Origin of the sequence: Ectopseudomonas toyotomiensis (assembly GCF_900115695.1) — a bacterium.
Taxonomy (GTDB): Bacteria; Pseudomonadota; Gammaproteobacteria; order Pseudomonadales; family Pseudomonadaceae; genus Aquipseudomonas; species Aquipseudomonas toyotomiensis.
In genome coordinates, this window is record NZ_FOXK01000004.1 from 199,122 (window position 1) to 219,614 (window position 20,493).

The 20,493-nt window shown below is 63.5% G+C and carries 21 protein-coding genes; 8 read left to right on the forward strand and 13 right to left on the reverse strand.

Annotated elements, in window-relative coordinates; genetic code table 11:
• The first annotated feature begins 83 nt into the window (after nucleotides 1-83).
• Nucleotides 84-851, forward strand: coding sequence for a sulfite exporter TauE/SafE family protein (locus BM186_RS09695; RefSeq protein ID WP_074914955.1), 768 nt, complete (start codon nucleotides 84-86; stop codon nucleotides 849-851).
• Here BM186_RS09695 and BM186_RS09700 read toward each other — a convergent pair.
• The gene (locus BM186_RS09700; RefSeq protein WP_064494772.1) at nucleotides 846-1,700 is read right to left on the reverse strand and encodes a LysR family transcriptional regulator; all 855 of its coding nucleotides are present in this window, start codon (nucleotides 1,698-1,700) and stop codon (nucleotides 846-848) included. The genes BM186_RS09695 and BM186_RS09700 overlap by 6 nt on opposite strands.
• Nucleotides 1,701-1,797: 97 nt before the next feature.
• On the opposite strand from BM186_RS09700, the gene BM186_RS09705 reads away from it, so the two are divergent.
• Genes BM186_RS09705 through BM186_RS09720 form a run of 4 tightly spaced genes read left to right on the forward strand, consistent with a single transcriptional unit; the run spans nucleotide 1,798 to nucleotide 4,696 of the window.
• A complete protein-coding gene (locus BM186_RS09705) occupies nucleotides 1,798-2,022 on the forward strand; it encodes a DUF1127 domain-containing protein (RefSeq protein WP_074914957.1) in 225 nt (74 codons plus the stop codon).
• Between the two features lie 24 nt (nucleotides 2,023-2,046).
• Entirely contained in the window at nucleotides 2,047-2,991 is a 945-nt protein-coding gene (locus BM186_RS09710) for a DMT family transporter (RefSeq protein WP_074914959.1), read from the forward strand.
• Nucleotides 2,992-3,017: 26 nt separating this feature from the next.
• On the forward strand, nucleotides 3,018-3,464 hold the full coding sequence (locus BM186_RS09715; protein WP_074914961.1) for a DUF3291 domain-containing protein: 447 nt from the start codon (nucleotides 3,018-3,020) through the stop codon (nucleotides 3,462-3,464).
• A 38-nt stretch (nucleotides 3,465-3,502) separates the two neighbouring features.
• Complete coding sequence (locus BM186_RS09720; RefSeq protein ID WP_074914963.1) at nucleotides 3,503-4,696, forward strand: winged helix-turn-helix domain-containing protein; 1,194 nt, start codon at nucleotides 3,503-3,505, stop codon at nucleotides 4,694-4,696.
• Here BM186_RS09720 and BM186_RS09725 read toward each other — a convergent pair.
• The 8 genes from BM186_RS09725 to BM186_RS09760 all read right to left on the reverse strand — a co-directional run bounded on the left by BM186_RS09725 (nucleotide 4,693) and on the right by BM186_RS09760 (nucleotide 13,047).
• Entirely contained in the window at nucleotides 4,693-5,082 is a 390-nt protein-coding gene (locus BM186_RS09725; RefSeq protein ID WP_074914965.1) for a lysozyme inhibitor LprI family protein, read from the reverse strand. The genes BM186_RS09720 and BM186_RS09725 overlap by 4 nt on opposite strands.
• A gap of 51 nt (nucleotides 5,083-5,133) precedes the next feature.
• Complete coding sequence (gene loiP / locus BM186_RS09730; RefSeq protein WP_074914967.1) at nucleotides 5,134-5,889, reverse strand: metalloprotease LoiP; 756 nt, start codon at nucleotides 5,887-5,889, stop codon at nucleotides 5,134-5,136.
• A gap of 161 nt (nucleotides 5,890-6,050) precedes the next feature.
• On the reverse strand, nucleotides 6,051-7,397 hold the full coding sequence (locus BM186_RS09735) for a class II 3-deoxy-7-phosphoheptulonate synthase (protein WP_072424053.1): 1,347 nt from the start codon (nucleotides 7,395-7,397) through the stop codon (nucleotides 6,051-6,053).
• Nucleotides 7,398-7,471: 74 nt separating this feature from the next.
• Nucleotides 7,472-9,265: an N-acyl-D-amino-acid deacylase family protein gene (locus BM186_RS09740; RefSeq protein WP_074914969.1), complete on the reverse strand. Its 1,794-nt coding sequence runs from the start codon at nucleotides 9,263-9,265 to the stop codon at nucleotides 7,472-7,474.
• Complete coding sequence (locus tag BM186_RS09745) at nucleotides 9,262-10,002, reverse strand: sulfite exporter TauE/SafE family protein (RefSeq protein WP_074914971.1); 741 nt, start codon at nucleotides 10,000-10,002, stop codon at nucleotides 9,262-9,264. Before BM186_RS09745 ends, BM186_RS09740 begins: the two co-directional genes overlap by 4 nt.
• Nucleotides 10,002-10,784, reverse strand: coding sequence for an SDR family NAD(P)-dependent oxidoreductase (locus BM186_RS09750; RefSeq protein ID WP_074914973.1), 783 nt, complete (start codon nucleotides 10,782-10,784; stop codon nucleotides 10,002-10,004). The genes BM186_RS09745 and BM186_RS09750 overlap by 1 nt, the downstream gene beginning before the upstream one ends.
• Nucleotides 10,784-11,722: a bile acid:sodium symporter family protein gene (locus tag BM186_RS09755; protein WP_074914976.1), complete on the reverse strand. Its 939-nt coding sequence runs from the start codon at nucleotides 11,720-11,722 to the stop codon at nucleotides 10,784-10,786. Before BM186_RS09755 ends, BM186_RS09750 begins: the two co-directional genes overlap by 1 nt.
• Nucleotides 11,719-13,047, reverse strand: coding sequence for a flavin-containing monooxygenase (locus BM186_RS09760; protein ID WP_074914977.1), 1,329 nt, complete (start codon nucleotides 13,045-13,047; stop codon nucleotides 11,719-11,721). Before BM186_RS09760 ends, BM186_RS09755 begins: the two co-directional genes overlap by 4 nt.
• Nucleotides 13,048-13,183: 136 nt before the next feature.
• Between BM186_RS09760 and BM186_RS09765 the strand changes: the two genes are divergently transcribed.
• On the forward strand, nucleotides 13,184-13,963 hold the full coding sequence (locus tag BM186_RS09765) for a spermidine synthase (protein ID WP_074914979.1): 780 nt from the start codon (nucleotides 13,184-13,186) through the stop codon (nucleotides 13,961-13,963).
• Nucleotides 13,964-14,252: 289 nt separating this feature from the next.
• Entirely contained in the window at nucleotides 14,253-15,944 is a 1,692-nt protein-coding gene (locus BM186_RS09770) for a DEAD/DEAH box helicase (protein ID WP_074914981.1), read from the forward strand.
• Between the two features lie 87 nt (nucleotides 15,945-16,031).
• On the opposite strand, the gene BM186_RS09775 is transcribed toward BM186_RS09770, so the two are convergent.
• The 3 genes from BM186_RS09775 to BM186_RS09785 all read right to left on the reverse strand — a co-directional run bounded on the left by BM186_RS09775 (nucleotide 16,032) and on the right by BM186_RS09785 (nucleotide 18,715).
• On the reverse strand, nucleotides 16,032-16,433 hold the full coding sequence (locus BM186_RS09775) for a hypothetical protein (protein ID WP_017676941.1): 402 nt from the start codon (nucleotides 16,431-16,433) through the stop codon (nucleotides 16,032-16,034).
• Between the two features lie 142 nt (nucleotides 16,434-16,575).
• Entirely contained in the window at nucleotides 16,576-17,073 is a 498-nt protein-coding gene (locus BM186_RS09780) for a DUF934 domain-containing protein (protein WP_064494784.1), read from the reverse strand.
• Entirely contained in the window at nucleotides 17,057-18,715 is a 1,659-nt protein-coding gene (locus BM186_RS09785; RefSeq protein WP_072424045.1) for a nitrite/sulfite reductase, read from the reverse strand. The genes BM186_RS09780 and BM186_RS09785 overlap by 17 nt, the downstream gene beginning before the upstream one ends.
• A 507-nt stretch (nucleotides 18,716-19,222) precedes the next feature.
• On the opposite strand from BM186_RS09785, the gene BM186_RS09790 reads away from it, so the two are divergent.
• Nucleotides 19,223-20,209, forward strand: a complete 987-nt coding sequence (locus BM186_RS09790) for an ABC transporter substrate-binding protein (protein WP_239690091.1) — start codon at nucleotides 19,223-19,225, stop codon at nucleotides 20,207-20,209.
• On the opposite strand, the gene BM186_RS09795 is transcribed toward BM186_RS09790, so the two are convergent.
• On the reverse strand, nucleotides 20,210-20,437 hold the full coding sequence (locus BM186_RS09795; RefSeq protein WP_017676936.1) for a DUF2970 domain-containing protein: 228 nt from the start codon (nucleotides 20,435-20,437) through the stop codon (nucleotides 20,210-20,212).
• Between the last annotated feature and the right edge of the window lie 56 nt (nucleotides 20,438-20,493).

Here is a 20,493-nt window from a genome sequence, read left to right on the forward strand (position 1 = left end):
GGGAAAGCAAAGCCATTGTGCGTTGCTGTGCGTTTCCGCGCTAGCCGCGACTGATTAACATGCGCCCACTGTCTGGAGGTGTCATGAATCTGTTCGACCTGTTGCTGAATCTGTTGCTGGGCTTGGGTCTGGGAACATTGGGCGGCTTGTTCGGCATCGGTGGTGGGCTGATCGCCATTCCGGTGCTGGGCATTGTCTTTGGGCTGGATCAGCAGCTCGCTCAGGGGACTGCACTGGTCATGGTGGTGCCGAACGTGATGCTGGCGATCTGGCGTTACCATCAACGCAATCGCATCGATCTGCGCTATGCCCTGCTACTCGGCGTTACCAGTTTCTTCTGCGCCTGGCTGGCCTCGCTGTATGCGGTGGAGGTGGATTCGCGCACCATGCGCTGGGCCTTCGTCGGTTTTCTGCTGGCCCTGGCGGCCTACAACCTGCTGCGCATGCTGATGGCTCAGACGCCGGCCAGCGGCGAGCTGCGTTATCACTGGGGTTGGTTTGGCGTGCTGGGCGGGGTGTCCGGTGCGATGGGCGGGCTGTTTGGCGTGGGCGGCGCGGTGGTGGCGACGCCGGTGCTGACCAGTGTGTTCGGCACCACCCAGGTGGTGGCGCAGGGATTGTCGTTGTCGCTGGCGCTACCCAGTACCGGGGTGACGCTGTTCACTTACGCGCTGCATGATCACGTCAACTGGTGGATGGGTGTGCCGCTGGCCGTGGGTGGTCTGCTCAGCATCAGTTGGGGCGTGCGCCTGGCGCATTCGCTGCCGGAGCGTCTGCTGCGCAGTCTGTTCTGCGGCTTCCTGCTGCTCTGTGCACTGCTGCTCGCGCTGGAGTCGGGTGGCCGCCTATAGGCGAAAACCTTCAACGATATGCTCGGCCAGGCATTCTGTAACCGGAGACTGGCTGCTTTCGTTGCGCAGCAGCACGATGCTAGTCAGCGGCAGCAGGGGCAGACCTTCGGCTTCGCCGAGGATGCGCAGATCCGGCGTGATCAGGCTTTGCAACTGCGCGGTGACCGCGAGGCCCGCGCGCACCACGGCGAAAATCGCCGACAGGCTGGGGCTGGTGTAGGCGATGCGGTAGGGACGACTCATCGCATCCAGCGCGTTGCAGGCCCATTCGCGGCAGAAGCAGTCGGCGTTGAACATGGCCAGCGGCATGGGGTTCTGTTCATGCGGGCAGAAGCCCTGGGCCACGGCCCAGGCGAAGCGCTCCTGGCGCAGCAGTTGGCCGATCTCCTTGCCGGGCTGGCGGGTGACGATGGTCAGGTCGAGATCCTGGCGCAGCAACAGCTGGCCGGAGGGTTCGCAATGCACCTCCACCTGCACCAGCGGATAGGCCTGGGCGAAGCGCGAGAGAATCTCCGGCAGAAAGCGCATCACGTAGTCGTCCGGCGTACCGATACGCACGGCACCGACCATATGCGGCTCGCGCAGAGTGTTGAGCACCTCGCCGTGCAGCTTGAGAATGCGCCGCGCATAACCCAGCAGTACCTGGCCCTCGGGTGTCAGGCGCACCTGGCGGCCGTCGCGCTCGAACAATGGACGCTGCACCACGTCTTCCTCCAGCCGCTTCATCTGCATGCTCACGGCTGACTGGGTACGATTGACTGTTTCTGCGGCGCGGGTGAAACCACCAGTGTCGGCGATGGCAACGAAGCTGCGTAGCAATTCGGTATCAATACTGGGGTGGAAGGCCATTCATCAATCCTAGAGATGGATTCCATAAGAAACATTCGTTGGATTGATCATAAGCCTGGCCCGACACTGACGCCAACCCCACAGGGAGGGCGAAAAGATGAACGGTCAGAAAGGTTACGCGCTGGCTCAGGCCATCCACTTCGAACGGTTGCCGTCACTGGTCGGTGTATGGCGTATGCTGCGGCGCTGGCGTCAGCTGGCTCGCGAGCGGGCACAGCTGGCGCAACTGAATGATGCTGCATTGAAGGATCTGGGACTGTCCCGGGCCGATGCGGTGCAGGAGGCCGAACGGCCGTTCTGGGATGACCCGTTGAGAAAGTGAGTGACACATGACAGGAGTTGCTGAATGACCGCGGTACGCAAGGGCGCCGATTTTTTCCTGTTCCAAATGATGCTGCTGCTGTGCGCCATCTGGGGTAGCCAGCAGGTGGCAATCAAGCTGGCGGCGGACGATATCGCGCCCATGCTGCAGGTAGCGTTGCGCTCGGGTGTTGCCGCGGTGCTGGTCGGCCTGTTGTTGCTGTGGCAGCGCGGTTGGCGCGAGTGGGTCAGTACGACCTGGTTGGCCGGAATCCTGGCCGGTGTCTTGTTCGCGCTGGAGTTCTTCTTCATCGCGCTGGGCCTGCGCTACACCACCGCCTCGCACATGGCGGTATTTCTCTATACGGCGCCGATCTTCTCGGCACTGGGTCTGCACCTGCTGCTGCCCAGCGAGCGTCTGCGTCGCCTGCAGTGGCTGGGCATCGCGCTGTGTTTTGGCGGCGTGGTGATGGCTTTCGGTGTGGGCGGTAACTGGGCCCAGATCGATCGCGACATGCTGCTCGGCGATGCGCTGGGACTTTGCGCCGGTATGGCCTGGGGCGCGACCACGGTCGTGGTGCGGGGCTCGCGCCTGTCCGAGGCGCCGGCCGGGCTGACCCTGTTCTATCAGTTGGCAGTGGCCTTCGTGCTGCTGCTGGCCTACGCGCTGGTGGTGGTGGACCTGTCCCAGCTGCGTTGGACGTCCGTGGCCATTGCCAGCATCCTGCTGCAGGGCGTGGTGGTGTCGTTCTTCACCTACCTGGCCTGGTTCTGGTTGCTGCGCCGCTACCTGGCCTCGAACATGGCGGTGTTCTCGTTCATGACGCCGCTGTTTGGCGTCACCTTCGGCGTGCTAGTGCTGGACGAGCCACTGACCCTGAACTTCATCATCGGCGCGGCGTTGGTGCTGTCGGGTATCACTCTGGTCAGCAGCGAGGCCTGGTTGCGTCGACGTCTGTCCGGCTGGCGTGGCCTGCCTCAGCAACCCTGATCATTCATTTGCATGGAGGCTGGAAATTGTTCGCTTATCACTTGGCCCAACTGAACATTGCTTGGATGAAGATGCCGTTGGAGTCACCGGAAATGGCCGACTTCGTTGCCAATCTGGAGCGTATCAATGCGCTGGCGGAAGGTTCGCCCGGCTATGTCTGGCGTTTGCAGGACGAGGCGGGCGATGCCACGGCGATCCGACCGTTCGGTGACGAGGTGTTGGTGAACATGTCGGTCTGGCACGACGTGCAGTCGCTCAGCGATTACGTCTACAAATCGGCACATACCGAGATGCTCAAGCGCCGTCGCGAATGGTTCGAGCGTGTCGAGCAGGCGCACCAGGTGCTGTGGTGGGTGCCAGCCGGGCATCGGCCGAGCGTGGTCGAGGCCGCCGAGCGCCTGGCTCATCTGCGCGAGTATGGCGCGACGGCGCAGGCCTTCACCTTTCGCCACGCGTTCGCCGCGCCGGCCTGAACTCGTCGGCAGCCAAACTGCCTGATAGGCTGGTCGCCATGATGCTTTCACTTTCTCTCGCCGAAGCCCGCCGCCTGGCCCTGGCTGCTCAGGGGTTCGGCCGTACTCCACGCGGCACCATCGCCCACAAGCAGCTGCAGGTGCAGATCGAGCGCCTTGGTGTGTTGCAGATCGACTCGGTCAATGCCTTGGTGCGCTCGCACTACCTGCCGGCTTTTTCCCGTCTTGGTCATTACCAGGCCGAGCACCTCGATGAACTGGCCTGGGGCCGGGCGCGGCGCAGGCGGCTGTTCGAATACTGGGGGCACGAAGCCTCGCTGTTGCCACTCGAGCTTTATCCGCTGCTGCGCTGGCGAATGCGCCGAGCTGCAGATGGGCAGGGCATCTACAGTCAGCTGGCGAAGTTCGGCGTGGAGCGGCGCGATGCGATAGCCAGCGTGCTGCAGGCCGTGCGCGAGCGCGGTGCCCTGGGCGCCGGCAGCCTTTCCTCGCGTACCGAGAAGGCCGGCCCCTGGTGGGACTGGAGCGTGGAAAAGATGGCGCTGGAATGGCTGTTCGCCGCAGGTCTGGTCACTGTGGCTGGGCGCCGCGGCTTTGAAAGGCTGTACGACCTGCCGGAGCGGGTCATTCCCGCGGATGTGCTGAATCACCCGGACTTGGATGAGGCCGAAGCGCAGCGCCGCCTGTTGCTGCGTTCTGCCGATGCCCTTGGCGTGGCGACCGAGCGCGATTTGCGCGACTACTACCGGCTGGACGTCACTGACAGCAAGCGCCGTGTCGCCGAATTGGCGGAGGCGGGCGAACTGTTGCCCGTCTCGGTGCAGGGCTGGCGGCAGGTGGCCTATTGCCGTGGTGAGCCGCGCATTCCCCGGCGTGTTCGCCATAGCGCCTTGCTGTCGCCGTTCGATTCACTGATCTGGGAGCGCGAGCGCACCGAGCGGCTGTTCGGCTTTCGCTATCGCCTGGAGATCTACACCCCGCAGGCCAAGCGCGTGTATGGCTACTACGTGCTGCCGTTCCTGCACCACGAACGCCTGTTGGCGCGGGTGGACCTGCGCAGCGAGCGCGCTACCGGGCGCCTGGCGGTGCATGCCGTGCATCTGGAGGAAGCTGTGTTGAGCGAGGAGGCGCGCCTGGCGCTGGGCGATTCACTGCGCGCGCTGGCGCACTGGTTGGGCCTGGATGGAGTGTGGTTGGCGCCGAGTGTAAGCCTGCGCGGGCTGCTCGGTTAGCCGCCGTTCTCCAGCAGCAACTTCAGTTGCTCTACGCGCTGGATATTCAGCTCCATCGGGCAGGTGTAGTACATCGGCGAGCCGACGTGCTTGCCCTGCAGGTCGCACTGGCCGTTGCGGTAGACCAGCCAGGCCTTCTGCGCGTTTTCCAGCTGTTCGGCGTCCTGTGGCGCGTCTTCCTGCAGCTTGAGGAACAGCTGCTGGTAGACGCGGTTCATCTCCTTCTTCACTGTTTCCGATACACCTTCGGCGCAGCCGGCGACGCTGGCGTTATTGATCATTCCACTGGCATCCAGGCAGGCCTGGTACTGCTTGTCGTAATCGCCCCAGGCGCCGAGCGGCAGCAGCAGAGTGAGCGGCAGCAAGCCGTTACGCAATATAGACATGGCAATCTCCCAACGAAACAGGGGCTGCACTGCAGCCCCTGAACCTGATCTCTACTTGGCCGCCAGGCGGGTGCGCATATTGGCGGCGCGGTCGCTGGAGCCCGGGTGCGAGGAGAACATGCTGCTTTCGCCGCCGCCCAGCTTGGCCAGCTTCTCGAACGCGGTGACCAGGCCGTCACGGGGGATGTTGCGCTGGGTCAGCAGGTCGAAGGAGAAGTTGTCGGCGGCGTTTTCCTGGCTTTGCGAGAACTGCGCATTGACCAGTTGCTCACCCAGGGCGCCGAGCTGCGACGCGGACAATGCGGCGATGGTGCCGTTGCCTGAAGCGGCTGCAGCATTGCGCGCGGCGGTGGTGGCGTAGGCGGTTTGCATGGCCTTCTTGCTGTGGCCGAGGGCGACGTGGCCGATCTCGTGGCCGAGCACGCCTTCCACTTCGTTGTCGGTCATCAGGTCCATCAGGCCGCTGTAGACGCGCACGCAACCGTTGGCCATGGCCCAGGCGTTGACCTCATCGGCCTGATACACCTTGTAGGTGATCGGCGTGCCGTTGATCTGATGGCCGAGGTTGTTGGCGATCTTGTCCAGGCGCTTGCTGTACGGGCTGTTCGGGCCGGCGATATTGGCTTCGGCATCCATTTCGGCGCAGGCCTGGTCGGACATGCTGCGCACTTCGGCGTCGCTGAGGGTCGCGGCCTGCACGGCCATCAGGCCGGATTGCAGCATGGCATCGGGGGACATGTTCTGGCAGCCAGTCAGCAAGAGAGCACTGGACAGGGCGAAAGCGGAGAGGGTGGTGCGCAGTTGCATGGTTCATCGTCCTTGTTGGGGGTGTTGGCCGCGAGTCCTTTCCGGCTGGGTGGAGCTTGGGCACCTGTCCGGTGCTCGCGATGGGACAGCATTATGCCGGACACCGCACAGAAGATGTGCGAGCCGGTTCGCGCCCTGGCCAGTGGCCAGGGCGCGGAGGGTCAGCGGCGTACCTGCTTCAGCGTTTCGGCGATCATGAACGCCAGTTCCAGAGACTGGTCGGCATTCATGCGCGGGTCGCAGTGGGTGTGGTAACGGTCGGACAGGCCGTCCTCGGTGATCGGGCGCGAACCGCCAATGCACTCGGTGACGTTCTGCCCGGTCATCTCGATATGGATGCCACCGGCGTAGGTGCCTTCGGCCTGGTGTACGGCGAAGAACTGCCGGACTTCACTGAGAATCTGCGCAAAATCGCGGGTTTTGTAGCCGCTGCTGGCCTTGATCGTGTTGCCGTGCATCGGGTCGGAACTCCACAACACCTGGCGGCCTTCCTCCTTGACCTTACGCAGCAGACGCGGGAAGTGCGCCTCGACCTTGTCCGCGCCCATGCGCACGATCAGGTTGAGGCGACCGGGATCGTTGTCCGGGTTGAGGGTGTCGATCAGGCGAATCAGCTCGTCTGGGTCCATGCTCGGGCCGACCTTGACGCCGATGGGGTTCTCGATGCCACGCATGAACTCGATGTGTGCGCCGTCCAGCTGGCGGGTGCGATCGCCGATCCACAGCATGTGTGCGGAGCAGTCGTACCAGCGGCCGGTGAGGCTGTCGCGACGGACGAAGGCTTCTTCGTAGTTCAGCAGCAGCGCTTCGTGGGCGGTGAAGAAACTGGTCTCGCGCAGTTGTGGCGCGCTGTCCATACCCACGGCGCGCATGAAGGCCAGGGTTTCGTCGATGCGGCCGGCGAGCTGGTGGTACTTCTCGGCCAGCGCCGAGTTGGCGATGAAGTCGAGGTTCCACTGGTGCACCTGGTGCAGGTCGGCGAAGCCGCCCTGAGCGAAGGCGCGCAGCAGGTTGAGGCTGGCGGTGGCCTGGTGGTAGGCCTGCAGCAGGCGCTCCGGGTCCGGTACGCGACTGGCGACGTCGAAACCGATGCCGTTGACGATATCGCCGCGGTAAGCGGGCAGGGTGACGCCATCGATGGTTTCGCTGCCGGACGAGCGCGGCTTGGCGAACTGGCCGGCCATGCGCCCGACCTTGACCACCGGGCAGCCGGCAGCGAAGGTCATGACGATGGCCATCTGCAGCAGCACCTTGAAGGTGTCACGGATCTTCGCGGCAGAGAACTCGGCGAAGCTCTCGGCACAGTCGCCACCCTGCAGCAGGAATGCGCGGCCCTGGGTGACCTCGGCGAACTGGCGACGCAGCTCGCGCGCCTCGCCGGCGAATACCAGCGGCGGGTAGCCGGCCAGGGTTTGCTCGACGCGAGTCAGGTGCGCGGCATCAGGGTATTCAGGCTGCTGCTGGATGGGCTTGGCCCTCCAGCTTTCGGGGCTCCAGGCGTTCGACATGCTGCGTCTCTAGCGGTTGATCAGGCGGAGACGCATGGTAACCGATAAGCCCCGCAGCTCGTATGTGTATTGGCTCATGACGCCGGGGCGGGCCCGAATGCGCACGCAGGCCGCATGCGCGGCGATACAGTACGCGCCGGCAGGAAGCGTCCGTAGCACTGCGCCTTGCCCAGGTCATCCGGGTATTCCAGGCCGCGTCGATAGGCGATGCGACCGTTGATCATAGTCAGCGCAACCGCTGCATCGTTGCGTTTGACCACCCGCACCAGGCCCAGCACCTCCATCGGCGCTTCGTGCAGTTCGTCCAGGGTGTCATCGAGGCCGGCGGGGTCGATCAGCACCAGGTCGGCACGATCACCGACGCGCAGATAGCCGGCGTCGATGCCGATGAAGTCGGCCAGCTCGCCGCTGCAGCGGCGCACGGCCTTGCCCAGCTCCATGAAGGGCTCGCCGGCCAATTCGGCGTCCCGCACGTATTTGAGAAAACGCAGCGGGAAGTTGTACTGGGCGATGGAGCGCAGGTGCGCACCGGAGTCGGCGAAGCCGGGGTGCGTCCAGGGGCTGGCCAGCAGCTTGCGCATGATCGCCTCGCGCTGGTTGCCGTAGCAGGTCGTCCACTTCAGCTCATCGCGGTACTGGCAGGCCAGTTCGAAGTAGGCGTCTACCGCATCCAGGCCCCGTGCCTGCCCCAATTGCTTGAAGTTCTTGCCGACCAGGCTGGGGTCCGGGCATTCGGTCACCCAGCAGTCGGAGAAGTCGCGGTGCCACAGGCCCTTGGTCAGTACGGCCTTGACTTGCTTCTTGAACAGGGCGCGGAACGCCGGCTCTCTGACCTTGGCGTAGAGCTCATCCGGGTCCTTGATGTTGCGCAGGATCTCGCCGGCACCGAATTCCTCGAAGGCATTCACGTTGAGTCCTTCCAGGCGCAGGGTGAAGGGCGCCGGCAGGGTCTGCCAGCGGAAGTGGCCGCGCAGCACCCGGTTCGCCAGCCAGCCGGAAAGGCGGGTGAAACGGTGCAGCAGCGGCTGCGACTTGAGATCCAGCGCCGTCAGCATGGTGCATTTCAGCGGTTTCCTGAACCAGCCGTGAGCCTGCCAGAGGAAGGCGAACACGTTGACCTTGGTCACCGCGTTCGGCGCGCCCTGCAGCACGGCGCCGCGCCGCCGCAGTACGGCGAACAGCCGGGAGAACTCCTTCCAACTGGCGAAGGTCGACGGCAATGGGCTGGACCAGGCGCGGTCGCCGTCCATCTTGTCCAGCCGAGTGGTCATCACCGACAAGCCGATACAGCCAGCGTCCAGCGCCTCTTCGAGCAATTGCTCCATGCGCGCCAGTTCGGCTTCGCTCGGCGTCACCCGACTGGTGGCGCGTTCCAGGCCCATCACCGCCACGCGCAGCTCCGAATGGCCGAGGAAGGAATTGACGTTCGGGCCCAGCGGCAACTGGTCGTAGAAGGCCCGATAGCCGGCGGCGTCGCGCCAGGTTTTCTTTTCCTTGAGGATTGGCAGCACGTACTCGCGCGGCACCGCTTCGACGCGGGTGAACAGGTCGGAGCAGTCTTCGGCATCAGCCAGCACCATGCTGATGGAGCAGGAGCCGATGGTTACGCTGGTGACGCCATGGCGTACCGATTCCTTCAGCGCGGGTGCGGCGATCACCTCGGCATCGTAGTGCGAGTGGATCTCCAGGAAGCCGGGGGTGAGCCACTGGCCTTTGGCGTCGATCACTTCGGGGCAACCGGCCTCGTCCAGCGGGCTGAGGCTGAGCACCTCGACCCTGCCGTCACGGATACCGATATGACGGATTGCCCCCGGCGCGCCGGTACCGTCGAAGTACAGGCCGTTGTTGATGATGATGTCGTAGCTCATGGCAGTCTCCAGGGCGCCAGCAGCAGGATGCCGGTGACCAACAGCAGGATGTAGATGGCGAGGCGGAAATGACGCTCGTCGAAGCGCCGGTGCAGGCGTTCGCCCAGCCACACACCGAGCAGCAGGAGCGGGGCGTAGGTGAGCACCTGGGGCAGCGCTGGCAGCAGGCGGCCGTCGAGCAGAAAGGCAAGGGTGAGCAGGCTGTTGAGGGTGAACCAGACAGTAACCAGGGTGGCGCGCAGTCGCGCCTTGTCCAGCTGGGTGCCGGCCAGGCCGTAGACCAGCAGCGGACCGCCCGAGGCGAACAGGCCGTGGCTGAGGCCGGCGGCCAGGGTAATGACGCGAGTCAGCCAGGCCGGGCGTTGCGGCAGTGCGCTCGCCCGGCGCATGCGCCACAGTTCGCGGCCGGCGAACCAGACGATCAGCGCACCGAAGCCGAGCTTCAGCGCCTGGGTGTCCAGATAAGGCAGCAGCCAATAGCCGAGCAACGTGCCGATAAGCATGCCGGGCAGCAGGGTGCCAAGCAGCAGGCGGCGGTCGATCTGCTGCCAGTGGCGATGCACCAGATAGCCGGTCATGCAGATGTTCAGCGGCACCAGGATCGGCAACAGCTGATCGATGGGCAGCAGCAATGCGCCGAGCGACAGCGCGATGACCACGCTGCCAAAACCAGTAACGGCTTCCAGGGTGTAGGCCAGCAGAATGAAGCCGCCGAGGGCGTAGGGCGCCAGGGCCATCAGCTGATCTCCCCGGCGAAACGCTGGCTCATCTTGCGGTGATACAGCGCCGGCGCCAGGCGCCAGAGCAGGCTCGCCAGCCAGCTGCCACGATCTGGAAACAGGCGTTCGCGGCGCTGCTGCAGTGCATCGAGAATCAGGCTTGCCATCCAGTCGGCGCTGCGAATCCTGCCGATGGTCGAGCGGGCATGGCCGGCCGGTTTGCCGTCGCCGCCCAGGGCATTGCGGTCGATGGGCGTATCGAGAAAACTTGGATAGACCATCAGCAGGTCGATGCCGTCACGGGCGATCTCGGCGCGCAGTACCTCAAAGGCCTGGCCCAGGGCGCTTTTCGCGGCGCAGTAACCGGCGCGGCCGAGCACTGGCATCCAGCCGGCCATGGAGCCGATGGCGACCACCTGACCGCGGCTTTCACGCAGCAGCGGCAGGGCGGCCAGTGTCAGTTCCAGCGGCGCGTGATAGTCCACCGCCATGACCTTGCGAAACACCGCTGGATCGGTGCGCAGTGTAGGCGAACGGTGGGTGATGCCGGCGTTGTTGATCAGCACGTCCAGCCGTCCGAAGCGCTGCCGGCAGCCATCGAGCAGACGTGCATGCAGCTCGGGTTCGGTGATGTCGCCGGCAAGGGCCATTACGCGCTCGCTGCCCAGTTCATTGGCGCGAGCAGCGAGACCGCTGGCGTCGATATCGGTGAGCAGCAGGGCATCGCCACGGGCGTGACAGGCGCGCGCCAGTTGCCAACCGAGGCCGCTGGCGGCGCCGGTGATCAGTACGACACGCATCACTGCTCTCCTGCGCTGGGCAAGGGCGACAGCAATGCGTTGGCCGCAGGCGGCCTGCGTGACCACAGCCAGGCCAGGCTGAGGCCGGATATCAGGTGCCAGCAACCCCAGAACGCAGCGATCAGCAACATGCCGCTGGCCTGTGGGAAGAAAGTGAAGATGATCACCAGGCCCAGCGCCGAATTCTGGATGCCCACTTCCAGCGTCAGGGCGCGGCGGTCGGCCACTGATAGCCCGCTCAGGCGGGCGCTGAGGTAGCCAATGCTCAGTGCCAGGGCGTTGTGCGCCACCACCAGCCAGAAGAACAGATGGAAATGCCGAGTGAACTGCTCGAGGTTGCGGCTGAACGCCAGCGCGACGAAACCGAGCATTACCAGCAAGGCGAACAGACGCAGGGGCTTTTCCACTTTCAGCGTCAGTTGCGGGAAACGCCGGCCGATCCACATGCCAGCCAGCAGAGGCAGCCCGAGTACCAGCAGCACGAGCAGCAGCAAACCCAGCGGGTCCAGTTCGATTTGCGTCAGCAAGGGCCGCGTATGTGGATTGAGCCAGGCGTACAGGGCGAAGTTGAGCGGTGTCAGCACGCTGGCGACGACGCTGGAAACGGCGGTCATGCTCACTGACAGCGCGACGTTGCCACGAGCCATCCAGGTCATGATGTTGGAGAAACTGCCGCCTGGGCAGGCAGCGATCAGGGTCATGCCCAGCGCCAGTTGCGGCTCGATGGTCAGGGCCCAGCAAGCCAGGCAGGTCAACGCCGGTAGCAACACGAATTGCGCCAGCATGCCAATCACCGGGGCCTTGGGCGCGCGGGCAATGCGGCGGAAGTCTTCGGCGCGCAGGTCCAGGGAGACGCCGAACATCATCAACGCGACGATCAGGTTGATCAGCACCAGGCTGCTGGGGTCGAAGGCGATATTCACCTGTTCCATGCTCATGCCCCCTGCGCAGCGAGTGCGCCATCGTTGGCCAGCTCACGGCGCAGGGCGGCGCTGTGTTCGGCTATGCGTCTACGATAGCTGTCCTTGTGCACGTAATAGGCCATGCGCTCCAGTGGCAGGTAGCGATAGCCGCCATCCAGGCGTTGGCTGGCTTGAGCGCGAATGGTATGGCGCAGGGCCTGAGCAGCGGGGCTGCCAGCCCGCGACTGGCGGATATACAGCGCGACCAGCTCCGCCTGTTCGTCACGACCCTGCCAGCCCAGGCCGGAAGCCTCGACCATGCCGAGCATGAACAGGTCGTCGTGCTCGGGGTGGAATACGTTGAGATACAGCTGTGGTGCACCGGCATCTTGCGGCCAGTTCAACTCGTCGCGGGCAATGAAGGGGTAGTCGAGCTTGTAGCCGGTGGCCATGAGGATCAGGTCGTACTCGGCCTGTTCGCCATTGGCAAAGGTCACGCTTTGACCACTCACTGCTGTGATATCGCCGCGAGGGCGGATGTCGCCGTGGCCGATATGGTGCAGCACCAGCGAGTTCATCACCGGATGCGACTCGTACAGGCGGTAGTCCGGGTCGGGCAGACCGTACTGCGAGGGTTTGCCGACCAGGGCGCGCACCAGCAGACCGTCGACCAGCTGTTTGAGACGGCGCGGTAGCTTGATCGCACCGCCGAAGGTATCGGTGGGTTTGCCGAGGATGAACTTGGGCAGGAAGTGATAGCCACGGCGTACCGAGAGGTCGACCGAGGCGGCGCGATGCACGGCATCGACGGCGATATCGCAGGCCGAGTTGCCGCAGCCGACTACCAGCACCCGTTTGCCGGCAAAGATATCGGCGCTCTTGTAAGCATTGGCGTGCAGCAGCTCGCCGCTGAAGTTGCCAGGCAGGCGCGGCAGGTTGGGCGTATGCAGGGTGCCGTTGGCGATCAGCACACCGTCGAAGCGCCATTCGCGTTGCTCGCCGTTGCGCTCGCTGATCAGCTTCCAGCCATCTTGCTCGCGTTGCACCTGCAGCACGCGGGAGTCGAACTGATAATGCTCGTAGAGACGAAACTGCCTGGCGTAGTCGCGAAAGTAGCGGCGCATCTCGCTGTGGTGTGGATAGGGCGCCACCTCGGCGTGCATGGGGAACTCGCGGAACTCGGTGGTGCCCTTGGAGGAAATCAGATGTGCCGATTGGTACATGCTGCTGTGCGGGTTATCGATATCCCACAGGCCGCCAACGTCACTGTGCAGCTCGAAACCGACGAAATCGATACCGTGCTTCTTCAATTGCCGAGCCGTGCACAGGCCCATGGGGCCGGCACCTATGATGGCGTACATGGCGAACCTCGTTATTGTTATGAGTAGCAGCGCAAGTGTTGGAATTATTGCGTGACCGGGGGCGGCTGCTTCAATGACAATCGGCGCCTTTAGCCCGGTTGTTGTGGTACGGGATGTCACTGTGGGAGAGGTATCGATGCCAGGGTTGCCGCCGGACGACGAGTTGCAGCAGCAGGACGAGGTTCAGCTGGCCGAGGTGCGCGACGCCTTCGGGGTGATCCGTGTGGTGCAGATCGGCGCCTACCGCTTTCTCGAGTTTGGTGATGCCATCGAACAGAGTTGCGTGTTCCAGGGCGACCCCAGCTGGCTGGAATACGACTACACCCGCGCCATGTTGCTGGGCGCGCTGTGTCACGACGCACCGGAAACCGCACTGTTCCTTGGTCTGGGCGCCGGCAACCTGACCCAGGCCTGCCTGAAGTTCCTGCCGTTGGAGGACGTCGAGGCCATCGAGCTGCGCCCAGACGTACCGCGCCTGGCCATGGAGTTTCTCGGCCTGGACGATGACCCACGGCTGACCATTCGTATCGGCGACGCCACCGAACTGCTCGACAGCGCGGAAACCGCCGACCTGATCTTTCTCGATCTGTACACCGACCAGGGGCCTGGTGTCGGGCATCTGGCCTGGCGCTTTCTCGAGCGCTGCCGCGAAAAACTCAACCCGGGCGGCTGGCTGATCATCAACCAATGGGCAGGCAATGACGGCAAGCCGCTTGGCGCGGCACTGCTGCGTGGCCTCTATCACCGGCACTATTGGGAGTGCCCGGTGAAGGAGGGCAATGTGGTACTGCTGATCCCGGCCGACCTCGAGCAGCGCTTGAACATGGGACGCCTGCAGATGCGTGCGGGCGAGCTGGCGCCGCGCCTGGGTTATTCATTACAGCCGCTGATCGAAGCGCTGCGTCCGGCCACTTGATGCGCCGTTGAGCGGTTGGATGCATGCCAATCGATAAAAACCAGCACCCGAGTCAGGATTTTCCGGTATAGTGCGCGCCGGCCAATTTTCTGGCCACGTTCAGGTAGCGCAACTCGCCCGGGAAATTAACACCCGGCAGCCAGTCCCCAGCGGACTATCCTTGACGATTCACTTTCATCACGTTTTCGCAAATCCCCGCCGACCAGGCTGCCAGGGTGACCCAAAAGGTCTTACACGGCATGTGCAGCTTTGGAACATGGGTCTTTGCGGATGCACTTGAGGCAGACCCATGACCCAGGAAATCGGCGGCTTCGCCGCGCTCGGACTTCACCCCAATATTCTCGCCGCTCTGACCGCTGTCGGTTACGAAGAGCCGTCTCCGATCCAGTCGCAGGCCATTCCGGTGATTCTCGCCGGCCACGACATGATCGGCCAGGCGCAGACCGGTACCGGTAAAACCGCAGCCTTCGCGCTGCCGCTGCTGTCGAAAATCGACACTGCCAAGCGCGAGCCGCAGGTGCTGATCCTGGCGCCGACCCGCGAGCTGGCCCTGCAGGTCGCTACCGCCTTCGAAACCTATTCCAAGCAGATGCCTGGCCTGAATGTCGTTGCCGTATACGGCGGCGCGCCCATGGGCCCGCAGCTCAAGGCCATTCGCCAGGGCGCTCAGGTCATCGTCGCTACCCCTGGTCGCTTGGTCGACCACCTGCGTCGTGACGAGAAAGTGCTGTCCACCATTCAGCACCTGGTGCTCGACGAAGCCGACGAAATGCTCAAGCTGGGCTTCATGGATGACCTCGAAGTGATCTTCGAAGCCATGCCGGAAAGCCGCCAGAGCGTGCTGTTCTCCGCCACGTTGCCGCACTCGATTCGTGCCATTGCCGAAAAGCACCTGCGTGAGCCGCAACACATCAAGATCGCTGCCAAGACCCAGACCGTCTCGCGCATCGAGCAGGCGCATCTGATGATCCACGCCGACCAGAAGACCAACGCCGTGCTGCGTCTGCTGGAAGTCGAGGATTTCGACGCGCTGATCGCCTTCGTGCGTACCAAGCAAGCCACCCTGGACCTGGCCAGCGCCCTGGAAGCCAAAGGCTACAAGGCGGCTGCGCTGAACGGTGATATCGCCCAGAACCAGCGCGAGCGCGTCATCGAATCGCTCAAGGATGGCCGTCTGGACATCGTCGTGGCAACCGACGTGGCTGCCCGTGGTATCGACGTACCGCGCATCACCCACGTATTCAACGTCGACATGCCGTACGACCCGGAGTCCTACGTGCACCGTATCGGTCGTACCGGCCGTGCCGGTCGTGATGGCCGTGCGCTGCTGCTGGTGACGCCACGTGAGCGTCGCATGCTGCAGGTGATCGAGCGTGTCACTGGGCAGAAGGTCGGTGAGGTCAAGCTGCCGAACGCCCAGCAGGTGCTCGATGCTCGCATCAAGAAACTGACCAACAGCCTGGCGCCGCTGGTGGCCGATGCCGAAGCCAGCCATGGCGATCTGCTCGACCGTCTGACCGCCGATATCGGCTGCAGCCCACGTGCTTTGGCCGCTGCGCTGCTGAAAAAGGCCACCAACGGCCAGGCACTGGATCTGGCCACTGTCGAGCGCGAGCAGCCACTGGTGCCGGGCGCTGGCGGCGCTCCACGTGAGCGTCGTGAACGTGACGGCGAGCGTAGTGATCGTGGCGGTGAACGCGGCGAACTCCGCGAACGCCGAGCGCCGGTACCGCTGACCGAAGGTCGCGTGCGTTGCCGCACTGCGCTGGGTACTCGTGACGGTATCGCCGCGAAGAATCTGCTCGGTGCCATCCTCAATGAGGGTGGCCTGGCTCGCGAAGCGATCGGTCGTATCCAGATCCGCGAAACCTTCAGCCTGGTCGAGCTGCCGGAAGACGGTCTGGACCGCCTGCTGGGCAAGCTGAAAGATACCCGCGTGGCCGGCAAGGCTCTGAAGCTGCGTCGTTACCGCGAGGATTGATCCCGCGGGCCTGATGGCTCATGGCAGGATCAACGAAACGCCGCAACCCTTACCGGGTTGCGGCGTTTTTGTTTGTGCGAGGGTTAATCAGCCGGTTTCGCTGAGATTGGCCTTGGGCGCCAGGCGATCGAACACCTCCGGCGTCAACGCCGCTTCACCCGCTTCGTCGAGCACTTCGCGTGGTCGCTCACTGCCGGGGATGCTGCTGTCGAGCATGCTCAACAGCTGCGCGCCGCGCGCGGTGAGAATGAAATTTTCGCCGTTGCCCCCTTCGTCTTCCGGGCGTGGTTCGATAAAGCCGTTTTGCAGCAGGCGCGCTTCGTAGCGTGCAGCCTCGGCGCGCAGATGATCGAGATTGTCCACGGGGTCGCCGGCATTCTCATGCTCTTCGGCCAGGTCTTCGGCGTAGCGACGCGGGGCGAAGGGTTTGCCAGCGGAGTTCTGTGCCTCATGCAGCAGGCGTTCGATCAGATCCCAGTCGTGCTTCATGGCGGTCTCTCCCTATGCGATAGGCTTATAGAGTCCGACTTCAGCAACGCACTAGGGTTCGACCTGAATTCTGCGAGCCGGAGTACACAAAGCAAAACGCCCCGAAGCAGTCGGGGCGTTCTGGGCGTTTCAGTTACCGTGATCAGGCGCGACGACGGAACAGCGGTTGCGGCTGATCGGCCGAGGCCTGGTAGACCTCGCTGTAGTCCTCGAAGGCTTTCAGCGCATCGTACGGATCCTTGTCCGCGCGTACGGCGAAGGCATCGAAACCGACACGCTTGAGGGCGAACAGCTGATCGCGCAGCACGTCGCCGATGGCGCGTACTTCACCCTTGTAGCCGTAGCGGGTGCGCAGCAGGTAGGCGGTGGAGGAGTGACGGCCGTCGGTGAAGGCCGGGAACTCCAGGGCGATGACCTGAAAATGCGCCAGGTCATCGGCGATTTCCTCAATCTCGTCGCCGGCTTCCAGCCATACGCCAAGACCGCCGTCGCGGGCCTTGAGGGCATGCGCATGCTCGCGCCACAGGGCCAGCGGGACGATGATGTCGTCGCAGTTGGGGATGACGTCCAGGGTCACGTCCTTGGCCAGCAGGTGCCAGGTCTCGTCGACCACCTGACCGTTCTTAATGATTCGCTGCATAGACGCGCTCCTTGAACGGGTCGATACCGACGCGGCGGTAGGTATCGAGGAAGCTTTCTTCTTCGGTACGTTGTTCGACGTAGACCTTGATGATCTTGTCGATCACATCGGCCATGTCCGCTTCGGCGAAGGAGGGGCCGAGGATCTGCGCCAGGCTGGCATCACGACCGGAGCTGCCGCCGAGCGATACCTGATAGAACTCCTGGCCTTTCTTGTCGACGCCAAGGATGCCGATATGGCCGACGTGGTGGTGACCACAGGCGTTCATGCAGCCGGAGATGTTCAGGTCGATATTGCCGATGTCGAACAGGTAGTCGAGATCGTCGAAACGACGCTGAATGGCTTCGGCGATCGGGATCGACTTGGCGTTGGCCAGCGAGCAGAAGTCGCCGCCCGGGCAGCAGATGATGTCGGTCAGCAGGCCCACGTTCGGCGTGGCGAAGCCTTGCTCACGCAGCTCGCCCCACAGGGCCAGCAGCTGACGCTGCTCGACGTCGGCGAGGATGATGTTCTGGTTGTGACTGTTGCGCACTTCGCCGAAGCTGTAGCGATCGGCCAGGTCGGCGATGGCGTCCAGCTGCTTGTCGGTAACGTCGCCCGGCGCCACGCCGGTGGGCTTGAGCGACAGGGTCACGGCAACGTAGCCAGGCTTCTTGTGGGCGAAGGTGTTGCGCTCGCGCCAACGGGCGAAGCCTGGGTGTTCGGCGTTCTGCTGGGCGAGAAGGGCGTCTTCGTCCTGCAGGGTCAGATAGGCCGGATCAACGAAGTGTGCGGCAACGCGGGCGACTTCGGCTTCGGTCAGGGTGGTCGGACCATCCTTGAGGTGGGCCCATTCGGCGTTCACGCGCTCTGCGAACACCTCGGGGGTCAGCGCCTTGACCAGAATCTTGATGCGCGCCTTGTACTTGTTATCGCGACGGCCATAGCGGTTGTACACGCGCAGGATGGCGTCGAGATAACTGATCAGGTGCTGCCAGGGCAGGAATTCGTTGATGAAGCTGCCGACGATCGGGGTACGACCCAGGCCGCCGCCGACGGAAACGCGGAAGCCCAGCTCGCCGGCCTCGTTCTTCACTGCTTCCAGGCCGATGTCATGCACTTCGATGGCAGCGCGGTCGCTCACGGCGCCGTTGACGGCGATCTTGAACTTACGCGGCAAGTGGCTGAATTCGGGATGGAAGGTCGACCACTGACGGATGATTTCGCACCAGGGGCGCGGATCGACGATCTCGTCCTTGGCCACACCGGCGAACTGGTCGGTGGTGGTGTTGCGGATGCAGTTGCCGCTGGTCTGGATGGCGTGCATCTGCACGGTGGCCAGCTCGGCAAGAATCTCCGGCACGTCTTCGAGTTCCGGCCAGTTGTACTGGACGTTCTGCCGGGTGCTGATATGGGCATAGCCCTTGTCGTAGTCGCGAGCGATACGCGCAAGCACACGAACCTGAGCGGACGACAGCAGGCCGTAGGGCACGGCGACGCGCAGCATGGGCGCGTAACGCTGGATATACAGACCGTTCTGCAGGCGCAGCGGACGGAATTCCTCGCCGCTCAGCTCTCCGGCGAGGTAGCGGCGGGTTTGATCGCGGAACTGCTTGACGCGATCCTCGACGATCTTTTGATCGTACTGGTCATATACGTACATGAAGGGTCCTGTTTTCAGGCTACTTACTGCCAATCAGCGCGCACGGCCGCGCACTCCCCGAGGAGCCGGGGCACGATACCAGCTCAGGTTTATGCGTAAAAGTGATGTTTGAATATATAAACCTAGGTTTAAGGAATAAGACTGCCCCAGAGCATAACCATATGGTTTGAGCGATGGCCAAGGCTGGTCTTAAATGCAGTGTGCATCACCCAAAAGCACAAGAAGAGGGGGAATCATGACCGAACGCACTGAAGTGGAAAATTCCGACAGCGTTATCGATGCCTGGGCGATCTTTTGCCTGATCCTGATTGCGGTAGGTACGGCTGTCTTCTGGGTCAGCGGACAGTGAGGGCGAAGGCCGACACGCATTAGCGGTCGGCCTTTTGTTATTTGCGCCCTATACTGCGCCCCGGTTAATTGGGGAGGGGTGCCGTGATCCGGTGGGTGTTGGGCCTGTGGCTATTACTATGCTGCGCATTGGTGTCTGCGCAACCCCGTGCGCCGTCTGTGATCTTTCTCAATCCCGGCTATTCCGACGAGCCGTTCTGGACCGATTACACCCGCTATATGCAGGACGCCGCAGGCGACCTCGGCATCGACCTGAGAGTGCTTTACGGCGAGCGTGATCCAGCGCGCATGCTGAGCAATGCCCGCCAGGTTTTCGACGGTGAGCACCCTGATTATCTGATTTTCACCAACGAGCAGTTCCAGGGGCCTGTGCTTCTGCGCCTGTTCGAGGCCAGCCAGGTTCGCCTTTTCGCCTTGCACAGCACGCTCACCGACGAGCAGCAGGCGCTGATCGGTGGCAGCCGCGAGCGTCACCGCAACTGGCTGGGTAGCCTGGTGCCCAATGATGAAGAGGCGGGTTACCTGATGGGGCGCGAACTGATCGCGCTGGCCAAGGGGCAACCGGCCGAGCTGCTGGCATTTTCCGGCGTCAAACAAACACCATCATCGATCTTGCGTCTGGCCGGTTTGCAACGTGCGCTGAACGAGGCGCCGCATGTGCGTCTGGTGCAGGCGGTGCATGGCGAGTGGCAGGAGCAGCGCGCCTATGAGCAGGCGATGAGCCTGCTGCCGCGCTATCCGGGGGTGAGCCTGGTGTGGTCCGCGAACGATGCAATGGCATTCGGCGTGATGCGTGCGGCTGATGAACAGGGCAGGGACCTGCGCTATGCAGCCCTGAACAACTCGGCTCGGGTGCTGCAGGCGCATATCGATGGACGAATCGATGTTCTGGCGAGCGGCCACTTCATTCTGGGGGCTTGTGCCCTGGTGATGCTCAGTGACCATGCCCGTGATCTGGATTTCATCGAGCGCGGCGGCCAGGACCAGGTGGCATCCCTGCTGCGCCTGCTCGACAGGGCGCAATCGCAGAAACTGCTGGCACGTCTTGGCCAGGCAGACATCGACATGGACTTTCGCCAGTTCAGCGCGCTGACGCGGCCCCAACAGCAGCGCTACGACTGCTCGATAGCATCCCTGCTGGACTGATCAACCAGTCGCCAGGTGCAGGATCAGCTTCACCGTCACCAGCAATACGATCACGAACAGTGTGGTGAACAGCACGCCGAGCAGAATGAAATGGCTGGGCTTGCCGCGACTGAAGTCGCGGCTGCGATTCTTCCCGCTCTGCACACCAAGGGCGGCGGCCAGCACGCTCTGCAGCATTTCGCGCAGGGTCAGCGGGGCCTGCTGGGGGTCTTTGTCCTGATCGCTCATGGTCAACCTCTCCGTCGATCCTGCAAGCATAGTCCGCAACCGACGCGTCGGCACGA

What these genes read in the sequence shown, in the direction of transcription:
- BM186_RS09710 (WP_074914959.1), top strand. Translation starts at nt 2,047, where the DNA reads ATGACCGCGGTACGCAAGGGCGCCGATTTTTTCCTGTTCCAAATGATG.
- BM186_RS09750 (WP_074914973.1), bottom strand. Translation starts at nt 10,784, where the DNA reads ATGCGTGTCGTACTGATCACCGGCGCCGCCAGCGGCCTCGGTTGGCAA.
- BM186_RS09780 (WP_064494784.1), bottom strand. Translation starts at nt 17,073, where the DNA reads ATGCAGCGAATCATTAAGAACGGTCAGGTGGTCGACGAGACCTGGCAC.
- BM186_RS09760 (WP_074914977.1), bottom strand. Translation starts at nt 13,047, where the DNA reads ATGTACGCCATCATAGGTGCCGGCCCCATGGGCCTGTGCACGGCTCGG.
- BM186_RS09735 (WP_072424053.1), bottom strand. Translation starts at nt 7,397, where the DNA reads ATGTCGAACGCCTGGAGCCCCGAAAGCTGGAGGGCCAAGCCCATCCAG.
- BM186_RS09755 (WP_074914976.1), bottom strand. Translation starts at nt 11,722, where the DNA reads ATGAGCATGGAACAGGTGAATATCGCCTTCGACCCCAGCAGCCTGGTG.
- BM186_RS09795 (WP_017676936.1), bottom strand. Translation starts at nt 20,437, where the DNA reads ATGAGCGATCAGGACAAAGACCCCCAGCAGGCCCCGCTGACCCTGCGC.
- BM186_RS09720 (WP_074914963.1), top strand. Translation starts at nt 3,503, where the DNA reads ATGATGCTTTCACTTTCTCTCGCCGAAGCCCGCCGCCTGGCCCTGGCT.
- BM186_RS09700 (WP_064494772.1), bottom strand. Translation starts at nt 1,700, where the DNA reads ATGGCCTTCCACCCCAGTATTGATACCGAATTGCTACGCAGCTTCGTT.
- loiP (WP_074914967.1), bottom strand. Translation starts at nt 5,889, where the DNA reads ATGCAACTGCGCACCACCCTCTCCGCTTTCGCCCTGTCCAGTGCTCTC.
- BM186_RS09740 (WP_074914969.1), bottom strand. Translation starts at nt 9,265, where the DNA reads ATGAGCTACGACATCATCATCAACAACGGCCTGTACTTCGACGGTACC.
- BM186_RS09745 (WP_074914971.1), bottom strand. Translation starts at nt 10,002, where the DNA reads ATGGCCCTGGCGCCCTACGCCCTCGGCGGCTTCATTCTGCTGGCCTAC.
- BM186_RS09725 (WP_074914965.1), bottom strand. Translation starts at nt 5,082, where the DNA reads ATGTCTATATTGCGTAACGGCTTGCTGCCGCTCACTCTGCTGCTGCCG.
- BM186_RS09765 (WP_074914979.1), top strand. Translation starts at nt 13,184, where the DNA reads ATGCCAGGGTTGCCGCCGGACGACGAGTTGCAGCAGCAGGACGAGGTT.
- BM186_RS09705 (WP_074914957.1), top strand. Translation starts at nt 1,798, where the DNA reads ATGAACGGTCAGAAAGGTTACGCGCTGGCTCAGGCCATCCACTTCGAA.
- BM186_RS09785 (WP_072424045.1), bottom strand. Translation starts at nt 18,715, where the DNA reads ATGTACGTATATGACCAGTACGATCAAAAGATCGTCGAGGATCGCGTC.
- BM186_RS09770 (WP_074914981.1), top strand. Translation starts at nt 14,253, where the DNA reads ATGACCCAGGAAATCGGCGGCTTCGCCGCGCTCGGACTTCACCCCAAT.
- BM186_RS09775 (WP_017676941.1), bottom strand. Translation starts at nt 16,433, where the DNA reads ATGAAGCACGACTGGGATCTGATCGAACGCCTGCTGCATGAGGCACAG.
- BM186_RS09695 (WP_074914955.1), top strand. Translation starts at nt 84, where the DNA reads ATGAATCTGTTCGACCTGTTGCTGAATCTGTTGCTGGGCTTGGGTCTG.